The organism is Grimontia marina (assembly GCF_900060185.1).
GTDB classification, from domain to species: Bacteria; Pseudomonadota; Gammaproteobacteria; order Enterobacterales; family Vibrionaceae; genus Enterovibrio; species Enterovibrio marinus.
The window spans coordinates 1-16,713 of sequence record NZ_FIZY01000079.1 but is presented as its reverse complement, the minus strand read 5'-3'; the positions used below and the strand labels follow the sequence as shown (position 1 = coordinate 16,713).

Sequence of the window (16,713 nt, the reverse complement as noted above, 5' to 3'; positions counted from 1 at the left end):
AAAGAAAGACTCAGACCTATTCATTGCCATGCTGGAGAAGCTAAAGTGGCACTACCGCCGAGCCAAAAGTGTCACCTTGATACTGGATAACTACATCATCCACAAAAGTAAAAAAACGAAGGCTTGGCTCAAGAAGAACCCAAAGTTCAGGCTGCTGTTCCAGCCCGTTTATTGCCCTTGGGTCAACGTCATAGAACGATTGTGGAATGCTCTCCATGAGACAATTACTCGGAATCACAGGTGTAAACATATGTGGCAATTGCTCAGGAAGGTGAAGCACTTTATGGATAACGTATCGCCGTACCCGGGAGGTTGCCACGGCACGGCGAAAATGTAGCACTATTCGGATCAGTTATTTAGGTAATAAGGTTAATTTCTTTAACAATCTAACGGTTTATTTTGTGGGTGGCATTTTACTTTATGCCTATATCACTTCCTCTGGGTTAATTCTGCAAGAATTAACGGGAATGAGTAGCCAACTCGCTTCCATTCTGTTCGTTGCCGTGTTTTCTCTGTTCGTCTGGCATTCCACCCGGGCAGTCGACCGCATTTCCGTCGTTCTTATTACCTTTATGGTATTGAGCTTCATCTTCGGCGTATCAGGCATGGCAATCAATGTGGATGTCGCAGTGCTGCTCTATGTTGCTAACCCTGAGCGCCAATATGCCCCTTATGCGATGGCGATGCTGCCAGTCGCCCTGACCTCCTTTGGCTATCATCATTCAGTCTCATCAATGCGCGCTTACTATGGCGAGGAAAGAAAGGCGAAATACGCCATTCTGGGTGGCACCATTATCGCGCTGGCGCTTTATTGTTTTTGGCTCATCAGTATCTTCGGCAACCTGCCACGCCATGAGTTTGGCCCAGTCATCGAGCAAGGCGGCAATGTCGACGTGCTTCTGAAACAGCTTGATGGAGTGAACGCGTCCGAGAGCATTTCAAAGGCAATTAATGCCTTTTCAATGGCTGCGATTTTGTCTTCTTTTATCGGTGTAGGCTTGGGTGTTTTCGATTTTTTAGCTGACTTCTTCAAGTTTGACGATACCAAAGCTGGCCGCACCAAATGCTGGTTAGTGACTTTTCTGCCACCGTTGGTGATGTCACTGTTGTTCCCGTTTGGATTTATTGTGGCAATTGGTTATGCAGGCGCTGCCGCAACGGTTTGGGCCTGTATCATACCTGCCCTGCTGGCAATGAAATCCCGCACCTTGTCTGGCGGAAACCAAGGGTTTATGGCGCCCGGTGGCAATGCCATGATTGGCGCAGTTATCCTCTTCGGTGTCCTCACCGCCCTGTTCCACTTCCTCGCCATGGCAGGCAAGTTACCTTCATTCATCGGTTGAATCACCGATAAAACAATAAGGCCGATTACTCGGCCTTATTGTTTCCTGAAGTTGTCCCTTCGTCGTCATCTTTAGAAACCGCACTGAATGAAGGTAATGTCACCGGGTGCCCGTTTCTTTCTTTGGCAGAGAGATGCATGTCTTCACCTTGTGTACCTTCCTCCTCGTCAGAGGTTTCCGCGTTCACTGTCGGATAATCCGTTTTTAAGGGTGGCGAATCCTTTTCAAAGTCCATTGCCGTTGGCACCGCTCTGATCTGGGCGCTCGGTTTCGCCATGACGGAGGACAATACAAAGCAAACGCGGTAACGCGGCATTTCGGTGACTTGTGGTACTGACACTTGGAGCTGACTTTGGTGCAGACTGAGAATGGCATCCACAATCTTGCTTCCCATACCCAATGAGCCAGCGTCACTGGTTTCATCGACGGCGTTTTCAATGCAAAAGCTAACGTTCGCTCCCTTGACCTTGGTGGCGTCCATCAGAATGGAAGCGCGTGCAGGGCTATGTCGAATGGCATTTTCCATTAAGTTGTCGAACACGCGGTTTATCAGCACTTCATCTGCGAATACATTTAAGGGTTCGGAACCCGTTATCACCAAATCGACCTGTTTATTTTTCAGTTGAAGTTCGAAACGGTGGCGAACATCCTCTAATAGCTCTTGTACACCAATCTCTCGGTAAGAAAGCACAATCTTTGCGGAGGGTGACCTCGCGGCTTCAAGCTGGCTTTTTAAATGTCCCTGCAGCCGTTGGGCATTGTGGTAAGCCGTGTCGATCATGCCCCGACCTTCATCATGGTGGATTCGCCAAGTTTCGAGATACCCCAATATATTAGCCATTGGGGTTTTTAAATCATGACTGAGTTGCACCATGTATTCCCGTCTTTGCGCTTCCTGGACCCGCAGTTGAATAAACTGTTGTTGGATCACTGCCATCATACGGCGGTATTGGGTTGCAAGCTCCTGAAGTTCGGGTGAGCGCACTTTTAAAGGTGGGGAAATACGGAACTCGGTTTTAGCTGATTGTTCAATCTGACCCACCATCACTCTTCCGGGGATAATAATACGGCGATATACCATTTGGTAAACTACTAGTGCAAAGAGCAAGATAGCGACCAGCGCCGCCGCAACAACAGGCGCATACTGTAACAAGCTATCCAAATCAGCAAAGACGTTATAGCCCTGACTGCCGATGAGTACATAGAGATAACCTGCCACTTGCCCATCCACATCAATTCGCGCTGCGGAGAAAACTTTTTCACCGCTTTCAGAAAGCGGATCTTCACCAAGAACAGGAAAAGGCTCACCGCGAAGAAACTGTTCTATCGGTTCAACATCCACTCGCAAACGAATGACATCTTCTTTGGGTGGCCCTGATGTCGTGATATTGCCTTGCGGATCGAGAAAATAGATTTCAAAGTCTGGCCCAAGGAGCATCAAAGTGTGGAAAATAGAAGACAGCGCTTCTGGACTGTAGTCACCCCCAACCATCAGTGGGTTATCGTCCCTCATATGCACAGCAAGGTCTTTGTGCAAAACCTGACGGGAACGCCATTCGTTTTGCTGCCAGACAGATACGCTCAATGCGGTTAAAAGCGCAGCACTGCACAAAAACCAAATTAAGGAGAACAACAACAGACGGTTTTTAAACGCCAATATTTACCTCCCTCTTTTCGTCGGTTAACCGCTCACACGGCGGAGTAATACTGGGTCTGAGGGTTCGCTAAACTTATATCCCACCCCCCAAACAGTGTGAATGTACTTGGGTGAAGCAGGATTTCTCTCCAATTTACTTCGCAGACGATTAATCGCGCAGCACACCGTATGACGGTAGCCATCATAATCTGTATTCCATACGCGACTTAGCAGCTCATCTTTACTAAAAACACGCTCAGGGCGTTTTGCCAAACAACATAAAAGAGAAAACTCAATAGGTGTTAGATCGATATCGCGACCTTCCAGCTTTACACTGTGGGTTTCAGGGCAAATTTCGAGGTGTTGGAAAAGCAGTGAAGTAGAATGCTTACTGCTCATAGCACAGGTGTCAGAACTCGATTCTTTCGTGGTGCCGAGCTGCCATTGACTGTGAAGGGACACTCGGCGCATCAGCGCCCTTACTCTTGCCTGAAACTCAATCACACTGAAAGGTTTGGCAAGATAATCATCAGCCCCGGCTTCAAAACCCTCCACCATATCAGACTCTGAATCCAAAGCAGTCAACATCAGCACGGGAATACCGTTTTCCTGCTGACGAAGAAACTCACAGAAGGTTTTACCATCACCATCGTCCAAGCCCCTATCCAACACAACAGCGGAAATATCTTCATTCGCTAACGCACGATATCCATCCTCCAAAGAGGTACCTTTAATCACTTCAAACCCCATCACTTTAAGGTGCAGCGCAATGAGTCCCAAAATATCTGCATCATCTTCCAGAACCAAAACTGATTGTTGCATAGGGAACTCCCATTTTTTTGCGATCATCACTCCCAATAAACCAAGAATAGGCGGATAAATTTCAGAACTTTCGTTGAAAATCGTTCATCGAACATACAAATCTTCGATTTGAATATCGATTCTTACATTTCATACACCAACCTCTTAGTGGTTCGATGTTTAAGTATTCAAATCATCAAGTTATCACATTTTCAATCCCGTTATCCCCTCGGAATTTACTTAGAACACAAACGATTCAACACTTAATAGGTAACAACACTAAAGAATTTTTGATACAAACTTGTTATGATTAGTTTCATTTCATGTATATTTTTAGTCATTTAAACCATGAAAGGGCTAATAACGTAGTGCAATATCCATTAGGTAAATGATTAGAGCTATATTCATTTATCATGTCATTTAAAATGAGAGGGAACTTCCATGAAAAAACTTCTAGCCTCGTCCTGCCTGCTGCTTTCAGCTCTTCCTATGAGCAGCTATGCGGCGGAGTGCGGCAAAGTCACTATCGCAGACATGAACTGGAACTCCGCTAGCCTCATCGCGAATGTTGACCGCATTATTCTTGCAGAAGGATATGACTGTGATGCGGAGCTGGTGCCTGGCGACACCATGCCTACCGGTACGTCAATGATCGAAAAAGGTGAGCCGGATATCGCCCCCGAATTCTGGAGTAACTCCCTGAAAGCCGCGCTAGATCGTGGTGTAGAGGAAGGCAGACTCCGTTTCGCTGGTGCAGTCCTGTCTGACGGTGGTGAAGAAGGATTTTGGGTACCTAAGTATCTGGTAGAAAAAGATCCTAGCATTGGAACTATCCAAGGTGTCATTGCAAACCGCGAATTGTTTAAGCACCCTGAAGACCCATCTAAGTCAGCATTCTATGGCTGTCCTGCTGGCTGGAACTGCCAAATTTCGTCTGGCAACCTGTTCAATGCGATGGGTCTTGAAGACAAAGGCTTTGAACTGATCGATCCAGGCTCAGGCGCTGGCCTGTCTGGTTCTATTGCCAAAGCGTATGAGCGTGGCGAAGGTTGGTTTGGTTACTACTGGGCACCAACTGCGGTACTGGGTAAATACGAAATGGTGAAAGTTGACTTCGGCTCAGGTATTGACGAAGACCACTTTAAAACCTGTACGACCAATGCGGATTGTCTGGATCCCAAAGTAACTATGTATCCACCATCAGCGGTTGATACAGTGATCACCGAAAGTTTTGCACAGAACTCACCAGAGGCGGTTAGTTACCTCTCCAACCGTTCATTCACCAACGCACAGCTAAACAGCCTTCTTGCATGGATGGAAGAGAATCAGGCAGACGGTGAAATCGCTGCTCTGCACTTCCTGGAAAACCATGAAGACATCTGGGGCGCTTGGGTAACTCCTGAAGTGGCGAAGAAAATTAAATCTTCACTGTAATCGCACCACACTGTTTGCGGGCTGTTTTTTTCAGCCCGCATTTGCGACAACCTAATCTATAAATGCGACGTATTTTTTGGCTCTCTTTTTACGTCCACGTTGACCCACCAGAGGTGGGTATATAGTTTCTAATATTCTAAAGACGCAGAGGACGCTGTACTGTTATGGCAGATAATTCTTGGCTGACAGAATTTCCGGAGATGTCACGCTCCGACCTTCTGACGATTCGTAAAACACTTGATGGCGCCTACCGTGAGTTTTCGCGTAATTACGGCGAAACCATCGAATCTTTCTTCGACCCGCTGCTCCAGTTTCTCATTTGGTTTGAAAAACTTCTTCTCGGCACCCCATGGTGGCTGATGATCGCTATTCTCGCGGGTGTTTCCTACTTAGCCAGCCGCTCCTGGAAACTCTCTGTTGCAGTGATTTTATCTTTCCTCGCTATCGGTTACTTCGGTATGTGGGAAAATACCATGCGCACTATGAGTATTATTTTGGTGTGTACCATGCTTGCCATATGCTTAGGCATCCCCATTGGTATTGCCATGGCACGTTCCAATCGCGTGCAGTCAATGGTTACACCGCTGCTCGATGTGATGCAGACCATGCCCGCTTTTGTCTATCTGATACCTGTAGTCATGCTGTTGGGTATCGGTAAAATCCCAGGTGTGATTGCAGTAGTTATCTATGCCATCCCACCGGTTATACGTTTGACCAATCTTGGTATACGACTGGTAGACAAAGAGGTGCTCGAAGCCGCTACTGCATATGGCGCGAGCCCAACACAGCGCCTGTTCGGTGTACAGCTCCCACTCGCAATGCCAACCATTATGGCGGGGATCAACCAGACCATCATGATGGCACTGGCCATGGTAGTTATCGCTTCAATGATCGGTGTTAAAGGCCTCGGCCAACCTGTATTGAAGTCAATCACTAACCAATACTTCACACTCGGTCTGATTAACGGCCTCGCGATTGTCGCACTGGCAATCATCTTTGACCGCGTATCACAAAGCTACGCAAAACGTTCACAGCAGCACCTGAGCGGAGGCCACAATGAGTAACACTGAAAACAGCACACCGCTTATTCAGATAAAAGGCCTCTACAAGATCTTCGGTAATGCTCCCCAAAAGGTATTACCTGATGTAAAAGCAGGGAAATCCAAAGACGATATTCTGGCAGCAACCGGCCATACGGTGGGTCTTCAGGACATCAACCTGGACATCGCGCGTGGTGAGATCTTCGTGATTATGGGCCTTTCCGGATCGGGGAAATCCACCATGATTCGTCACTTCAACCGTTTGATTGAGCCAACCGAAGGCCAGATCATCGTTGAAGGTGAAGACGTCATGAAGCTTGATGAGAAAGGACTACAAAATTTCCGTCGCCACAAAATGTCGATGGTATTTCAACGCTTCGGTCTAATGCCTCACCGTACGGTGTTGCAGAACGTTGCTTACGGTTTACAGGTACAAGGTGTCGACAAGGCTGAGCGGGAGAAGAAAGCCACTGACTGGCTTGATACTGTTGGTCTGGGTGGATATGAACAACAGTACCCGTCTCAACTTTCCGGTGGTCAGCAGCAACGTGTTGGTCTAGCTCGGGCTCTGTGCACCGATGCTGAAATCCTGCTAATGGACGAAGCTTTCTCAGCACTTGACCCCTTGATTCGAAGCGAGATGCAGGACCAGTTAATTGGTCTTCAGGAAAAACTGCACAAGACCATCATCTTCATCACTCATGACTTGGATGAAGCACTTCGTTTGGGCGACCGCATTGCTATCCTGCGCGATGGTAAACTGGTTCAGCAAGGTCGTCCGGTAGATATCCTGCTTAACCCTTCTGACGACTATGTGGAAGCGTTCGTTAAAGATGTTAACCGCGCACGAGCACTGACGGTTGATACGGTCATGAAACCGCAGAGTCTGCGCATCAGCGCTGAAACCATTGGCGAAGCGCTTGCAGAGATGCGTAAAGCGAAAGCAGAACACGGTTACTACGTGAATGATGACGGCTACCAAGGCGCCCTGAGCATTGAGACACTGGAATCTGTTGATTCTACCCGCCACGGCGATGCTATTGATGAAGCAGTACTTGAAGAAGTACCAGGCATCCAAAGTGATGCGCTGATCGAAGCGGTTATCCCTGACATGCTGGAGCACGAACTCCCACTGCCTGTGTTGGATCTGGATGGTGAGATCCAAGGCGAACTTTCTCGCGCAAATCTGGTGGAAGTGCTGTCTGATCAGTCTTCTAACAGTGTGGAGGATGAAGAGCTACAGGCAAAAAAGCCTGAGGAGGCATCCGCCTAATTTCTTTACTTTTGCGCCTAAAAAGCGCTTCAATTTGAAGCGCTTTTTGATTCCAGCATGTGTCTATTATTCAGCATATCAACCCATTACCCGCGGCAGAATTCGCTATACTATAGGAATATTTATCATTCCTGAGACGGTATCGTGTTCGCAACCAATAGCAAAAGCTCATACGCACACAGCGCCTTCGGCCTGAAGCTTGCGACGATAAATCTGTTTAATTTTATCGAACCGCCGGGTGCATTTTACGAGTTCAGCAACATCTATGGCGAAGACCAATGGCGACAAAAGCGAGCCTGGCTAAACCGTTACATTGGCAGTTACCAACCTGACATTATCGCCTTTCAGGAAGTGTTCAGCGCGTCTGCGCTCAAAGCATTGCTAGAACCCTTGGGTTACCGCTTCTTCACTGTTGTCGATGAACCCGAGCCACTTGAGGAGTACATCTACAAAAGCCCGGTCGTTTGTTTGGCATCGCGCTATCCAATTTTAAGTGCCCTGCCATTGCGAGCAGACCCTGACGTTTCTACCCGAATTGGCATCCAACAAGATTTCGAGTACAGCCGATTGCCGCTGTTTGCGACATTGGAGCTCCCCTCTCTTGGACAGACAGACATTTATGTCGTCCACCTAAAATCCAAACGTCCAATCATGGAAGAAACCTCAGATGAGAGTGAATCAATCAAGCTCGCCCAATCCATGCAGGCTGAAATGACGGGTTCCTGGGCGTCGGCTATCCAACGAGGTTCAGAAGCCTGCCACCTAATGAACAGCATCATTGAGCGCCGCTCACACACCAACAACCCAGCAATAGTCATGGGCGATTTTAATGATGATCTCCGCTCAGAAGTATTGCACGCTTTCCATGTTTCCGGTTTGCGTTCCATCACTGATGACATGGCAGAAATGCCCCTTTCACATTATCAACTCCATGATAGCTGGGAATTATATGTCAAAAATATTGGTGAAGCTGGGCTGGAGCGGCCGGCGACGCACTACTTCCATTCCAAAGGGTCGGTATTGGACTACATTCTGCTATCGAATGAATTCAACAGTGCTGATCCCGCAAGCCTTGCTGAAGTAGGAAACTTTCATTGTGAAGACTCGCACCTGGTGAATCCCAAATTCGATCAGGACACTTACAGCAGCGATCATGCGATTGTCAGTATCACCATTTCACTGCGCCAATAGCCTTCGAAGCCTTCAGTCAATGCAGTGCTTTGTATCAGGCAAGTGCGATTTTGCGTTGTAGATTCGGGCTCATTTCTCGCGAAAACCATCATCTTGATTAAGCTTAAAGATATGTCTCAAATTCGAAACTCGGTCTATTGGAGCTCATAATGATTGGTTTTCCCATCAAGAAAATGGCCTACACTTTTGCCCTAGCATTCACTGCTTTGGCCGTATTTCCCAGTTTCGCCGATAAGCACAGTGAAAAGGAAATCATTCTGGTCAGTGAAGCATGGGAAGACGCCACAGAAAAAGATGGTTCAGGATTGTATTTCGAGATCATGCGCCGTGTCTTTGAGCCGCTTGGTTATAGCATAAAAACCATTACCACCACCTACTCCAGAAGCGTTTACCTTGTGCAAACCAAGAAGATGGATGCTTTCCTTGGCTCATACATCGATGAGAAAGAAAAGATTCTCTATCCCTATTGGCACTTCGATGCTGACCAAGTATCGGCCGTTTACAAAGCCTCGGTCATACCAACATGGGAAGGCGAAAAAACACTGGGAAATAGAACTGTGGGTTGGGTAAAAGGCTATGACTATAGCGACTACATCGACACCAAATTTAACATCCACGAAGTGAAGTCACGTCGCCAAGGGCTCTCAATGGTGTATTCTGATAGACTCGATGTAATGCTTGATGCAAGGAAAGAACTTGAAGAAGAGTTTGCCCTTGGGTATCTGGACCGTGATGACTTTGAGATGGTGAATATCATGGATCTCAAACTCTACCCAGGCTTCGCCGATTCCGAAAAAGGACAGGAACTTCGTCGGATTTATGACGAGCGTTTCGAGGAGTTGCTGGCAAAGGGAGAGATTAAACGTCTCTACGACAAATATGAGTGGGAGTATTTCCCGTTCTCAGTGAGTTCAACGCCTTAGGGGCTGTTGACCTTTGGTGGTGATATTTGCAGCAGTTTGTGGGGATTTTATGCAAGGCAGAGGCTTCGATGTGTAGCTAGCCTACATGAGAAGCCGATAACGCAGCAGAAATTCCCCACAAACGCTGCCCGAAGGGTTCGACTGCGCGTCCCGTACTCTAAGCGTTTATGCTTTGTTGAGGTGTATTTGCTTAGAATGACTAGGCGGCACACACCTCGCCGCGCCTAAAACGCTTAGAGCGAGAACAAAATTTAACCACCAAAGGTCAACAGCCCCTAGTGATAAGAATGCGAACGAAGAAAACGCTACCCCTGGGCAGCGTTTTCGTGTTTTTGCGAACTGCGAACGTTAACGATTGTTGGTAATATCCTGGTAATCACCGTCAATTGTCTGGCCCTGATGACGCTTTTTAGGGCCAAATGGTGTTTCGCGGGTTTCTCCGTACGTATGTTCAAATTGCGCAGCTTGCTGCTCTTGCGCTTTGCGCAGTTTTTTTATTACAAATGGCTTTGCAATCAGGGCACTAACTGAAATTAAGAGGCCAAATACAGCTGCAAATACCAGAGTAAAGAAGCCAAGAATAAGCGTAACCACACCGGTCAGGATTTGTCTCATAGTAATTCCCCGTGGATTTAAATCGTGTTGGCTTCATATCACTTCCTCCTAACATGCGGCTTGGGGGAGCAAATATCAAGAAGCATTTACATTTATTTACTGACTAGAGTTTTAATCTGATCGACCAGTAGTGGCACGTTTTCCCAGAGGATAAAATGCCCTTCGCCTGGCATCATCATCAATTCAGCTGAGGGTAACTTGGCTTTTGCATACCTGGAGTTACCGGGATTAGCCAAATCATCTTCCGCACCATGAACCAATATGACCGGCATCTTCAGCACAGACCAGTTTTGCGCTGCAAGCTTTTCCAACTCTTTATCCAAAACCATCATCTCTCTATTAGACTTGAGCAAGTCATCCGGTAATACAAAGTTCGCCAACAGCGTATCAGTTATATAGTTGTACCATTTTGGTGATTCCAGCTTAGGGTCAAACGCCGATGCAATCAGTAATAATCCACTGACACTGTCTGGCGCCAACAATGCCAGTTGCAGGGCGATAGGACCACCAAGAGAGTGCCCCACAACCCATGTTTCCTTCCCAGTGTGCACCAAGCCTATCAAGGCTTCTGCCTGTTTTTGTATTGATGTTTCAACAGGAAGACCTGACTCCCCAAAGCCTGGGCGGTCAACGGAAACTAATTCCAAGTGCTGTAGCGCCGGATGCCCAAGATAATCGTCGTAGGCTTCTTTGCTTCCCGGCGAACCATGAATGAAGATAACCCGCCTCTCTGCAGCAGAATTACCAGCTATTTTTATCGAAGCTTTTGTAATGCTTTGCGTGGAAGTGGCTTTTTTTTCTGCCATTGCTAAGCCCGGGGAAATAGCTTCCATCAAAATAAGAAAGACACTGAGTACAGGCTTTTTCGCCATGGTGGAAACACTCCTTGGTAAACACGGGAAATGAAAAGGGTTAGCATGTATATATCCAAACAACCTGAAGATGCAGGATTCAGGTTATTTGGGTATAGACCGCATATATCAGTATTCTTCTCCAAAACAGTATTTATTTGCTCCAATTTTGAGTATTAAAAACAAGACTTAACTGACCTTTCCCATACCTCATGTGCAGATAGTCACTTATGAGACAAATTGAAATCCCAACACGAAGGTAACCTGTCTATATCCAAACAACCTGAAGATGCAGGATTCAGGATGCTGGGTACCCCATGTCAGTAAGAGGAAGTACGACATGCATACTCAAAAACAAATCAGTACGTCTCTAAGAGTTATATTGCTCTTTATCACCCTAACCAGTTTGGTCGGTTGCACAGCGTCGCGACATGACCAACTGGCAGATTTAGGCTTCAGTACGCCATACATGGAAGGTTATGATGATGGTTGTCACAGTAAAGTGACCGCGGCTCAGACATACAATGATGGCTATCGTCAGGACCCTGAGCGCATGTTTAAAGAGCCGCGCTACGCCAACGGTTGGAAAGATGGCTATGAGCAGTGTTTCGTTACAAATAAAGAGTTTTACTAATAAGTAATCCTGCCTTTAGGGCATAAAAAGTCCTGCGATAAAGCAGGATTTTTTCCGAGCGGCACAGTCAGTTGTGATCGCGCGAAATCAAAACCTGCTTCTGCACTTCTTGGCCACTCGGCAGTGTGACGATGAAAACCGTACTGCGTGTATGGCGCTCAGGAGACCTCTCCTCCCCTAAAGTACCTATCGCTCCCATCAACAGAATGACGCCATCTATCGTCTATATTAATGAAAACACTCAAACATCGGGTTAACTATGAAAAAGCCAGAATTGCCTATCGATGAAACGCATCGTCTGGAGGTACTCTATCACCTGAATATTCTTGATACTGGCAACGAGGAGCGCTTTGACAGACTGACCCGTCTAGCCAAACAAATGTTCGGAACCAAAATCGCAGCGATTAGCTTTATAGATACCAATCGGCAATGGGTGAAATCAGGGAAAGGGTTGGACAGAGAATACCCCCGGGACATCAGTTTTTGCGCGCATGCCATTTTGGACAGCGATCCTATGGTGGTAAATGACACCCTCGCCGACACACGATTTTCAGACAACCCTCTTGTGCTTGGCGATCCTAGGATCCGGTTTTATGCGGGTTACCCCATCCGCCATGTCAGTGGCTCACTGCTAGGTGCCTTGAGCATCGCAGATGATGAGCCACGAGGGTTTGACGATTACGATTTACGCTGCATGAAAGACATCGTTGACTTGGTTGAGAATGAACTTGCATCGATGCAGCTTAGTACACAAGATCACCTCACTGGCTTGCTAAACGAGCATGGCTTCGAAGTAATTTGCCAGAATAGCCTAAATATGTGTGAACGATTAAATGCCCCAGCATCACTGGCGTTTTTTGATGTTCGTGGGTTAAAAACGATTAACAAGCTTCGGGGTAATGTTGAAGGTGACCGGGCATTAGCGTTCTTTGCCGATCTATTGAAATTTGGTTTCAGAGATTCAGATGTGCTAGCTCGCCTTGAAAGCGATAAGTTTGCTGTGCTAATGAACAACACACCCATCGCCAATACTCAGGAGATCTTAGACAGGTTCAAAGAACGTGTTGATCGTTATTCTGTAGAAAATGCTCTCCCTTACACGTTGGATTACTACGTTGGGGTATCGTGGGTAGAGCCTGAAAGTAACTATGATTTCAGTAATCTGCTTGATATTGCAAGAAATTTTGCAGTCAAAGCGAAAGGATAAGATCCCGTTTTGGTGACCCTAGTGCATCACTGTCGAAAACAGATTAATGACAACCACCCCTGACACAATCAGTGACATTCCTAAGATGGCTGGCAAATCCAATTGCTGGCCATAGAACATCCATGCCACCAAAGAGACCAACAAAATTCCTGCAGCGCTCCAAATAGCGTAAGCGATACCCAGTGGCATCGACTTCACGGTGATAGAAAGCAAGTAAAATGAGATTGAATAGCACGCCAGTACTGATGTTGTTGTAATAGGTTGGGTGAAAGACTGGGTTTTTGGCATCATCGACGTTGCGACAATTTCAAAAAGAATAGCAACTGACAAAGTCACAAGTGGTGGCAAAGTAGTGATGAGTTTCAGCATAACGACTCAAACAGCCCCTAGGTGCAGGTTTAAATATGTTGGCATCCTGCCCCAGAAATAACGAAGCCCTGTCATATGCAGGGCTCGCTATACCCAACTAACCCAGTCAGCTGGATAAACTCAGCGGAACGATTATACGCGGTTTACAGCGTATTGGTTAAGCTCTTCCACAGAAACTGCGGTGATGAATTCATCGTCCAGGAAGAAGTTCACCATTTCGCCTTCTTTCTCGCCACGCAGGATCTGGGTGGTGCCATCAGCATATGCAACAGACATTTCCAGAGACTTGTCATTGACTTGCTTAACGTCAGCAGAAGAAATCTTGATTGGCGCAGTCGTCAGATCTTTGTCCAGCTTCTGGTTGATTTTGATCACTGCACTCATTGGAGTGTCAGCAACCGCTGGAGATTTGCCAGAAATTGGGTTGGTGCCAGTCCAGAACTCGATTGAGTTGAAGATGAATAGGTCAGCCGCAGCCGCCACACCGTAAACCGGGCTCATCAGTACATACAGACCTGCACGAGCATAACGGTTGTCCACAGCAGACAGGTTCAGTTTCATCACTGCGCCTGAAGTGGCCATTTGACCGATACAACCTGACAGAGATACCGTCAGAACTGCTGCTGCAACAGCTTTGATTGCAAATTTTTTCATCGTTTTACACACTGTGAGTTTAAAAAGTCGGCGAAGTATACAGTGTATTTTTACGAAGAAAAGAGGCCATATCCCCCTTCCAATTTGTTCTGGCAACAACTGGTTTACAGGCGTTTGTAAGGGCAATGTCAGCGCGGTTAATTCGTCGTTAACGGCTGAACGTATCCTACTATTTTCATTGAAGGAGTGAATTTCACCCATTCACGCGACAAATATTAACAAAGGAAATCCAGATCTGTTCGTTTGCCTATATTTTAACCAAGGAATTTCCCTCACAACATTCAAGTAAAGTGCAAGACCTTAGGCTTTCTTATACAATCCTCCACCTTCGATCTCTGAGATGCCATCATGAACCGTAAAAAGAAAATCATTCAAACTCTCAAAAAGAAAGACAAGAAACAGAAAGCTAAACTACAAAAAAGCAGTAAGCCCCGCTACATTTCTAAAGCTGAGCGCGAAAAAATAGCGCAAGAAGAAACACAAAACGAATCAACTGAATCGGCACAAACAGAAAACAAAGAGTAAGTGACACCAAGCGCGTTTTTCTGACGTAATGCAACGGAATGCGTTCTAGACCCTGTCCTCTCCTGTTCATCACACACAAGATTGCGATAAAGTAATCTCGCCAATATGAAAAGGAGAAAGGCATGTCAGCACCAAGTTGGGACTTCTCATTTGTCTATCAAAGCCTTCAAGACACAGCGTTACAAAACGATCTCTCTCGCTCTAGCGATAACATTGCAGCACTGAGCAACCTCTCATCCGATACTATTGAGGGCTGCCAGCGAGCGCTGAGCCTGTTAGATGAAACTTCGACCTTACTTCAATCAGCATCCAGCTATGCAGCGTGTTTGTCGACAGTAAACGCTAAGGATGCCGAAGCGAAGACTGTGGTTGTTAAAACCGATGTGATGGCATCTAGTCTCAAACAGGCTTTCAGTCCATTTGAAGATAAGCTGGCAACTAGCGAGGCTGATTTTTTTGAGAGAGTGCTCGATGGTTCGGATGCGACGGGTAGCTATCAACGCCACGCATTCCGCCTCTCTCGTCTGCGTGAGCAGCAGATTTTCCGTCTCTCCGTTCCTGAGGAACAGTTGCTTTCAGCCATGCAGGTCGATGGCAAAAACGCTTGGGGTCGTCTCTACGATGACATCACAGGCACACTGAAAGTCAGCCTGAAATTCCCAGATGGCAGCGAAGAAGAGATGGGCCTTTCACAGGCAGCAAGCCTGCTTTACGGTGGCGATACCTATCGGCGTGAACCAGCTTGGCGTGCTATCCGCGAAGCGATGGGAAATCAGGAGGTTACCTTTTCCGCTATTCTAAATGCGTTGGCGGGTAATCGACTCACCGAATATGAAAAGCGTAGTCATACCAAGCCACTACATTTCCTCGCCCCTGCGCTTGAAGAAGCCCGTATTGAGAAACCGACACTTGACGCCATGCTGGATGTCACCAAGGCCAGTCAGGATCTTTCCCGTCGCGCGGCAAAAGCGATGGCGAAAGTATTCGGTACCGAACAACTTAAGCCGTGGGATGAAATGGCCGCAATGCCATCTTTCGGCGAGTCCAAACAGGCTTTACATTCGTTTGAAGAAGCCATTGCCATCATCCGTAAGGCATTTGAAAGCGTCGATCCTGAGATGGCGGAGTTCGTCGACATGATGGTCGAACAAAAGCTGATTGATGCCGCACCACAACCCAACAAAAGCATGGGAGCCTATTGCACCAAGATTGCCAAAACCCGTACACCCCTCGTGTTTATGAGCTTTGGTGGCAGTATGTCCGATGTACTTACGCTCGCACACGAATTAGGCCACGCATTCCACAACTGGGTAATGCGTGACATGCCATTAATCGAAACTGAATACCCAATGACACTGGCAGAGACCGCATCAATCTTTGCAGAAAACGTAGTACGTGATGCATTGCTAGAGCAGGCAGAGAACAGCCATGACAAGCTGTTGATGCTGTGGGAAGAGGCACAAACGGCCGTAGCACTCATGCTCAACATTCCAGTACGCTATGGGTTTGAGAAAGCTTTCTATGAGCAAAGACAGCGCGGCGAATGTTCGCCCGCACAGCTTCGCTCGCTGATGGCAGAAACCTGGAATGAATGGTATGGCGATGCGGTGTCGGAGCCTAACGACCTCTTCTGGGCAACCAAGCTACACTTCAGCATCGCGGAAATCAGTTTCTACAACTACCCGTATCTGTTTGGTTATCTGTTCAGTACTGGCGTGTACGCAAGACGTGCAGACAAAGGTGCTGCATTCTACTACGATTACAAAGCCCTACTGAGAGATACTGGCCGAATGAGTGCAGAAGAAGTGGCGAAAACCCACCTGGGTGTCGATTTGACCAGACCAGACTTCTGGCAGAAAAGTATCCAAATAGCTGAAAAGCGTATCGAAGAGTTTGAAGCACTGGTCGAAAAGCTTTAAGTACTACGTAAGCGGTTAATAAACCCCACATACCAATAACACCAGTACTTTGACATAGTGCCTTTTTCAACGGAGGCACCATGAACCAAGAGCAAAAACGCGCCCATTGGGCAGCCATTGTTGAGCAACAAAAACAAAGCCCGCTCTCCATCAAGCAATTTTGTGCAGACCGCGGCCTCAGTTACCAAACCTTCCACTATTGGTCTAAACGATTAAGCTCTCCTGACTCGACGCAGACGCTTCAGCCAATCATTTTCAATGAACATGAACAGACGAAAGCTGAGTCAGTGATCATTAC

At 47.0% G+C, this 16,713-nt stretch carries 18 protein-coding genes and 1 pseudogene; 13 read left to right on the top strand and 6 right to left on the bottom strand.

The window, feature by feature from the left end:
• Together GMA8713_RS23655 and GMA8713_RS23650 are read left to right on the top strand one after the other, a co-directional pair.
• Positions 1 to 337: IS630 family transposase (locus GMA8713_RS23655; protein WP_157515497.1), on the top strand; the 337-nt coding region annotated here is incomplete at its 5' end.
• Positions 338 to 353: 16 nt separating this feature from the next.
• Positions 354 to 1,343, top strand: a pseudogene (locus GMA8713_RS23650) (aromatic amino acid transport family protein); the annotation flags it as partial.
• A 25-nt stretch (positions 1,344 to 1,368) separates the two neighbouring features.
• Here GMA8713_RS23650 and GMA8713_RS23645 read toward each other — a convergent pair.
• Both GMA8713_RS23645 and GMA8713_RS23640 read right to left on the bottom strand, forming a co-directional pair.
• Positions 1,369 to 3,000 (bottom strand): sensor histidine kinase, encoded by a 1,632-nt coding sequence (locus tag GMA8713_RS23645; protein ID WP_062714856.1) that lies wholly within the window; start codon positions 2,998 to 3,000, stop codon positions 1,369 to 1,371.
• Positions 3,001 to 3,024: 24 nt separating this feature from the next.
• A complete protein-coding gene (locus GMA8713_RS23640) occupies positions 3,025 to 3,801 on the bottom strand; it encodes a response regulator transcription factor (protein ID WP_062714871.1) in 777 nt (258 codons plus the stop codon).
• 420 nt (positions 3,802 to 4,221) lie between these two features.
• Between GMA8713_RS23640 and GMA8713_RS23635 the strand changes: the two genes are divergently transcribed.
• From GMA8713_RS23635 to GMA8713_RS23615, 5 genes are all read left to right on the top strand, one after another.
• On the top strand, positions 4,222 to 5,214 hold the full coding sequence (locus GMA8713_RS23635) for an ABC transporter substrate-binding protein (RefSeq protein WP_062714853.1): 993 nt from the start codon (positions 4,222 to 4,224) through the stop codon (positions 5,212 to 5,214).
• A 164-nt stretch (positions 5,215 to 5,378) separates the two neighbouring features.
• Positions 5,379 to 6,278 carry an ABC transporter permease gene (locus GMA8713_RS23630; protein ID WP_062714851.1) on the top strand — a complete coding sequence of 300 codons (900 nt, stop codon included), beginning with the start codon at positions 5,379 to 5,381 and terminating at the stop codon, positions 6,276 to 6,278.
• Entirely contained in the window at positions 6,271 to 7,527 is a 1,257-nt protein-coding gene (locus GMA8713_RS23625; RefSeq protein WP_062714849.1) for a quaternary amine ABC transporter ATP-binding protein, read from the top strand. Before GMA8713_RS23630 ends, GMA8713_RS23625 begins: the two co-directional genes overlap by 8 nt.
• Before the next feature lie 144 nt (positions 7,528 to 7,671).
• Positions 7,672 to 8,718 carry an endonuclease/exonuclease/phosphatase family protein gene (locus tag GMA8713_RS23620; RefSeq protein WP_062714847.1) on the top strand — a complete coding sequence of 349 codons (1,047 nt, stop codon included), beginning with the start codon at positions 7,672 to 7,674 and terminating at the stop codon, positions 8,716 to 8,718.
• 149 nt (positions 8,719 to 8,867) lie between these two features.
• Positions 8,868 to 9,641: a substrate-binding periplasmic protein gene (locus tag GMA8713_RS23615; RefSeq protein ID WP_084387821.1), complete on the top strand. Its 774-nt coding sequence runs from the start codon at positions 8,868 to 8,870 to the stop codon at positions 9,639 to 9,641.
• A gap of 348 nt (positions 9,642 to 9,989) precedes the next feature.
• On the opposite strand, the gene GMA8713_RS23610 is transcribed toward GMA8713_RS23615, so the two are convergent.
• Both GMA8713_RS23610 and GMA8713_RS23605 read right to left on the bottom strand, forming a co-directional pair.
• A complete protein-coding gene (locus GMA8713_RS23610; protein ID WP_062714845.1) occupies positions 9,990 to 10,256 on the bottom strand; it encodes a hypothetical protein in 267 nt (88 codons plus the stop codon).
• A gap of 92 nt (positions 10,257 to 10,348) precedes the next feature.
• A complete protein-coding gene (locus GMA8713_RS23605) occupies positions 10,349 to 11,128 on the bottom strand; it encodes an alpha/beta fold hydrolase (RefSeq protein ID WP_062714844.1) in 780 nt (259 codons plus the stop codon).
• A gap of 319 nt (positions 11,129 to 11,447) precedes the next feature.
• On the opposite strand from GMA8713_RS23605, the gene GMA8713_RS23600 reads away from it, so the two are divergent.
• From GMA8713_RS23600 to GMA8713_RS23595, 3 genes are all read left to right on the top strand, one after another.
• Positions 11,448 to 11,741 carry a hypothetical protein gene (locus GMA8713_RS23600; RefSeq protein WP_157515747.1) on the top strand — a complete coding sequence of 98 codons (294 nt, stop codon included), beginning with the start codon at positions 11,448 to 11,450 and terminating at the stop codon, positions 11,739 to 11,741.
• A gap of 131 nt (positions 11,742 to 11,872) precedes the next feature.
• Positions 11,873 to 11,998 carry a hypothetical protein gene (locus GMA8713_RS28470; protein WP_269747465.1) on the top strand — a complete coding sequence of 42 codons (126 nt, stop codon included), beginning with the start codon at positions 11,873 to 11,875 and terminating at the stop codon, positions 11,996 to 11,998.
• 2 nt (positions 11,999 to 12,000) lie between these two features.
• A complete protein-coding gene (locus GMA8713_RS23595) occupies positions 12,001 to 12,948 on the top strand; it encodes a GGDEF domain-containing protein (RefSeq protein WP_062714842.1) in 948 nt (315 codons plus the stop codon).
• Between the two features lie 18 nt (positions 12,949 to 12,966).
• Here GMA8713_RS23595 and GMA8713_RS23590 read toward each other — a convergent pair whose 3' ends face one another.
• Together GMA8713_RS23590 and GMA8713_RS23585 are read right to left on the bottom strand one after the other, a co-directional pair.
• Positions 12,967 to 13,296 carry a DMT family transporter gene (locus GMA8713_RS23590; RefSeq protein WP_422615211.1) on the bottom strand — a complete coding sequence of 110 codons (330 nt, stop codon included), beginning with the start codon at positions 13,294 to 13,296 and terminating at the stop codon, positions 12,967 to 12,969.
• Between the two features lie 153 nt (positions 13,297 to 13,449).
• Positions 13,450 to 13,971: a DUF3332 domain-containing protein gene (locus tag GMA8713_RS23585; RefSeq protein ID WP_062714838.1), complete on the bottom strand. Its 522-nt coding sequence runs from the start codon at positions 13,969 to 13,971 to the stop codon at positions 13,450 to 13,452.
• Positions 13,972 to 14,319: 348 nt separating this feature from the next.
• Between GMA8713_RS23585 and GMA8713_RS27010 the strand changes: the two genes are divergently transcribed.
• From GMA8713_RS27010 to tnpA, 3 genes are all read left to right on the top strand, one after another.
• Positions 14,320 to 14,496: a DUF2986 domain-containing protein gene (locus GMA8713_RS27010; RefSeq protein ID WP_084387820.1), complete on the top strand. Its 177-nt coding sequence runs from the start codon at positions 14,320 to 14,322 to the stop codon at positions 14,494 to 14,496.
• Between the two features lie 122 nt (positions 14,497 to 14,618).
• On the top strand, positions 14,619 to 16,415 hold the full coding sequence (locus tag GMA8713_RS23580; protein ID WP_062714835.1) for a M3 family oligoendopeptidase: 1,797 nt from the start codon (positions 14,619 to 14,621) through the stop codon (positions 16,413 to 16,415).
• 80 nt (positions 16,416 to 16,495) lie between these two features.
• The coding region (gene tnpA, locus GMA8713_RS23575; protein ID WP_062714832.1) for an IS66 family insertion sequence element accessory protein TnpA at positions 16,496 to 16,713 on the top strand (218 nt) is incomplete at its 3' end.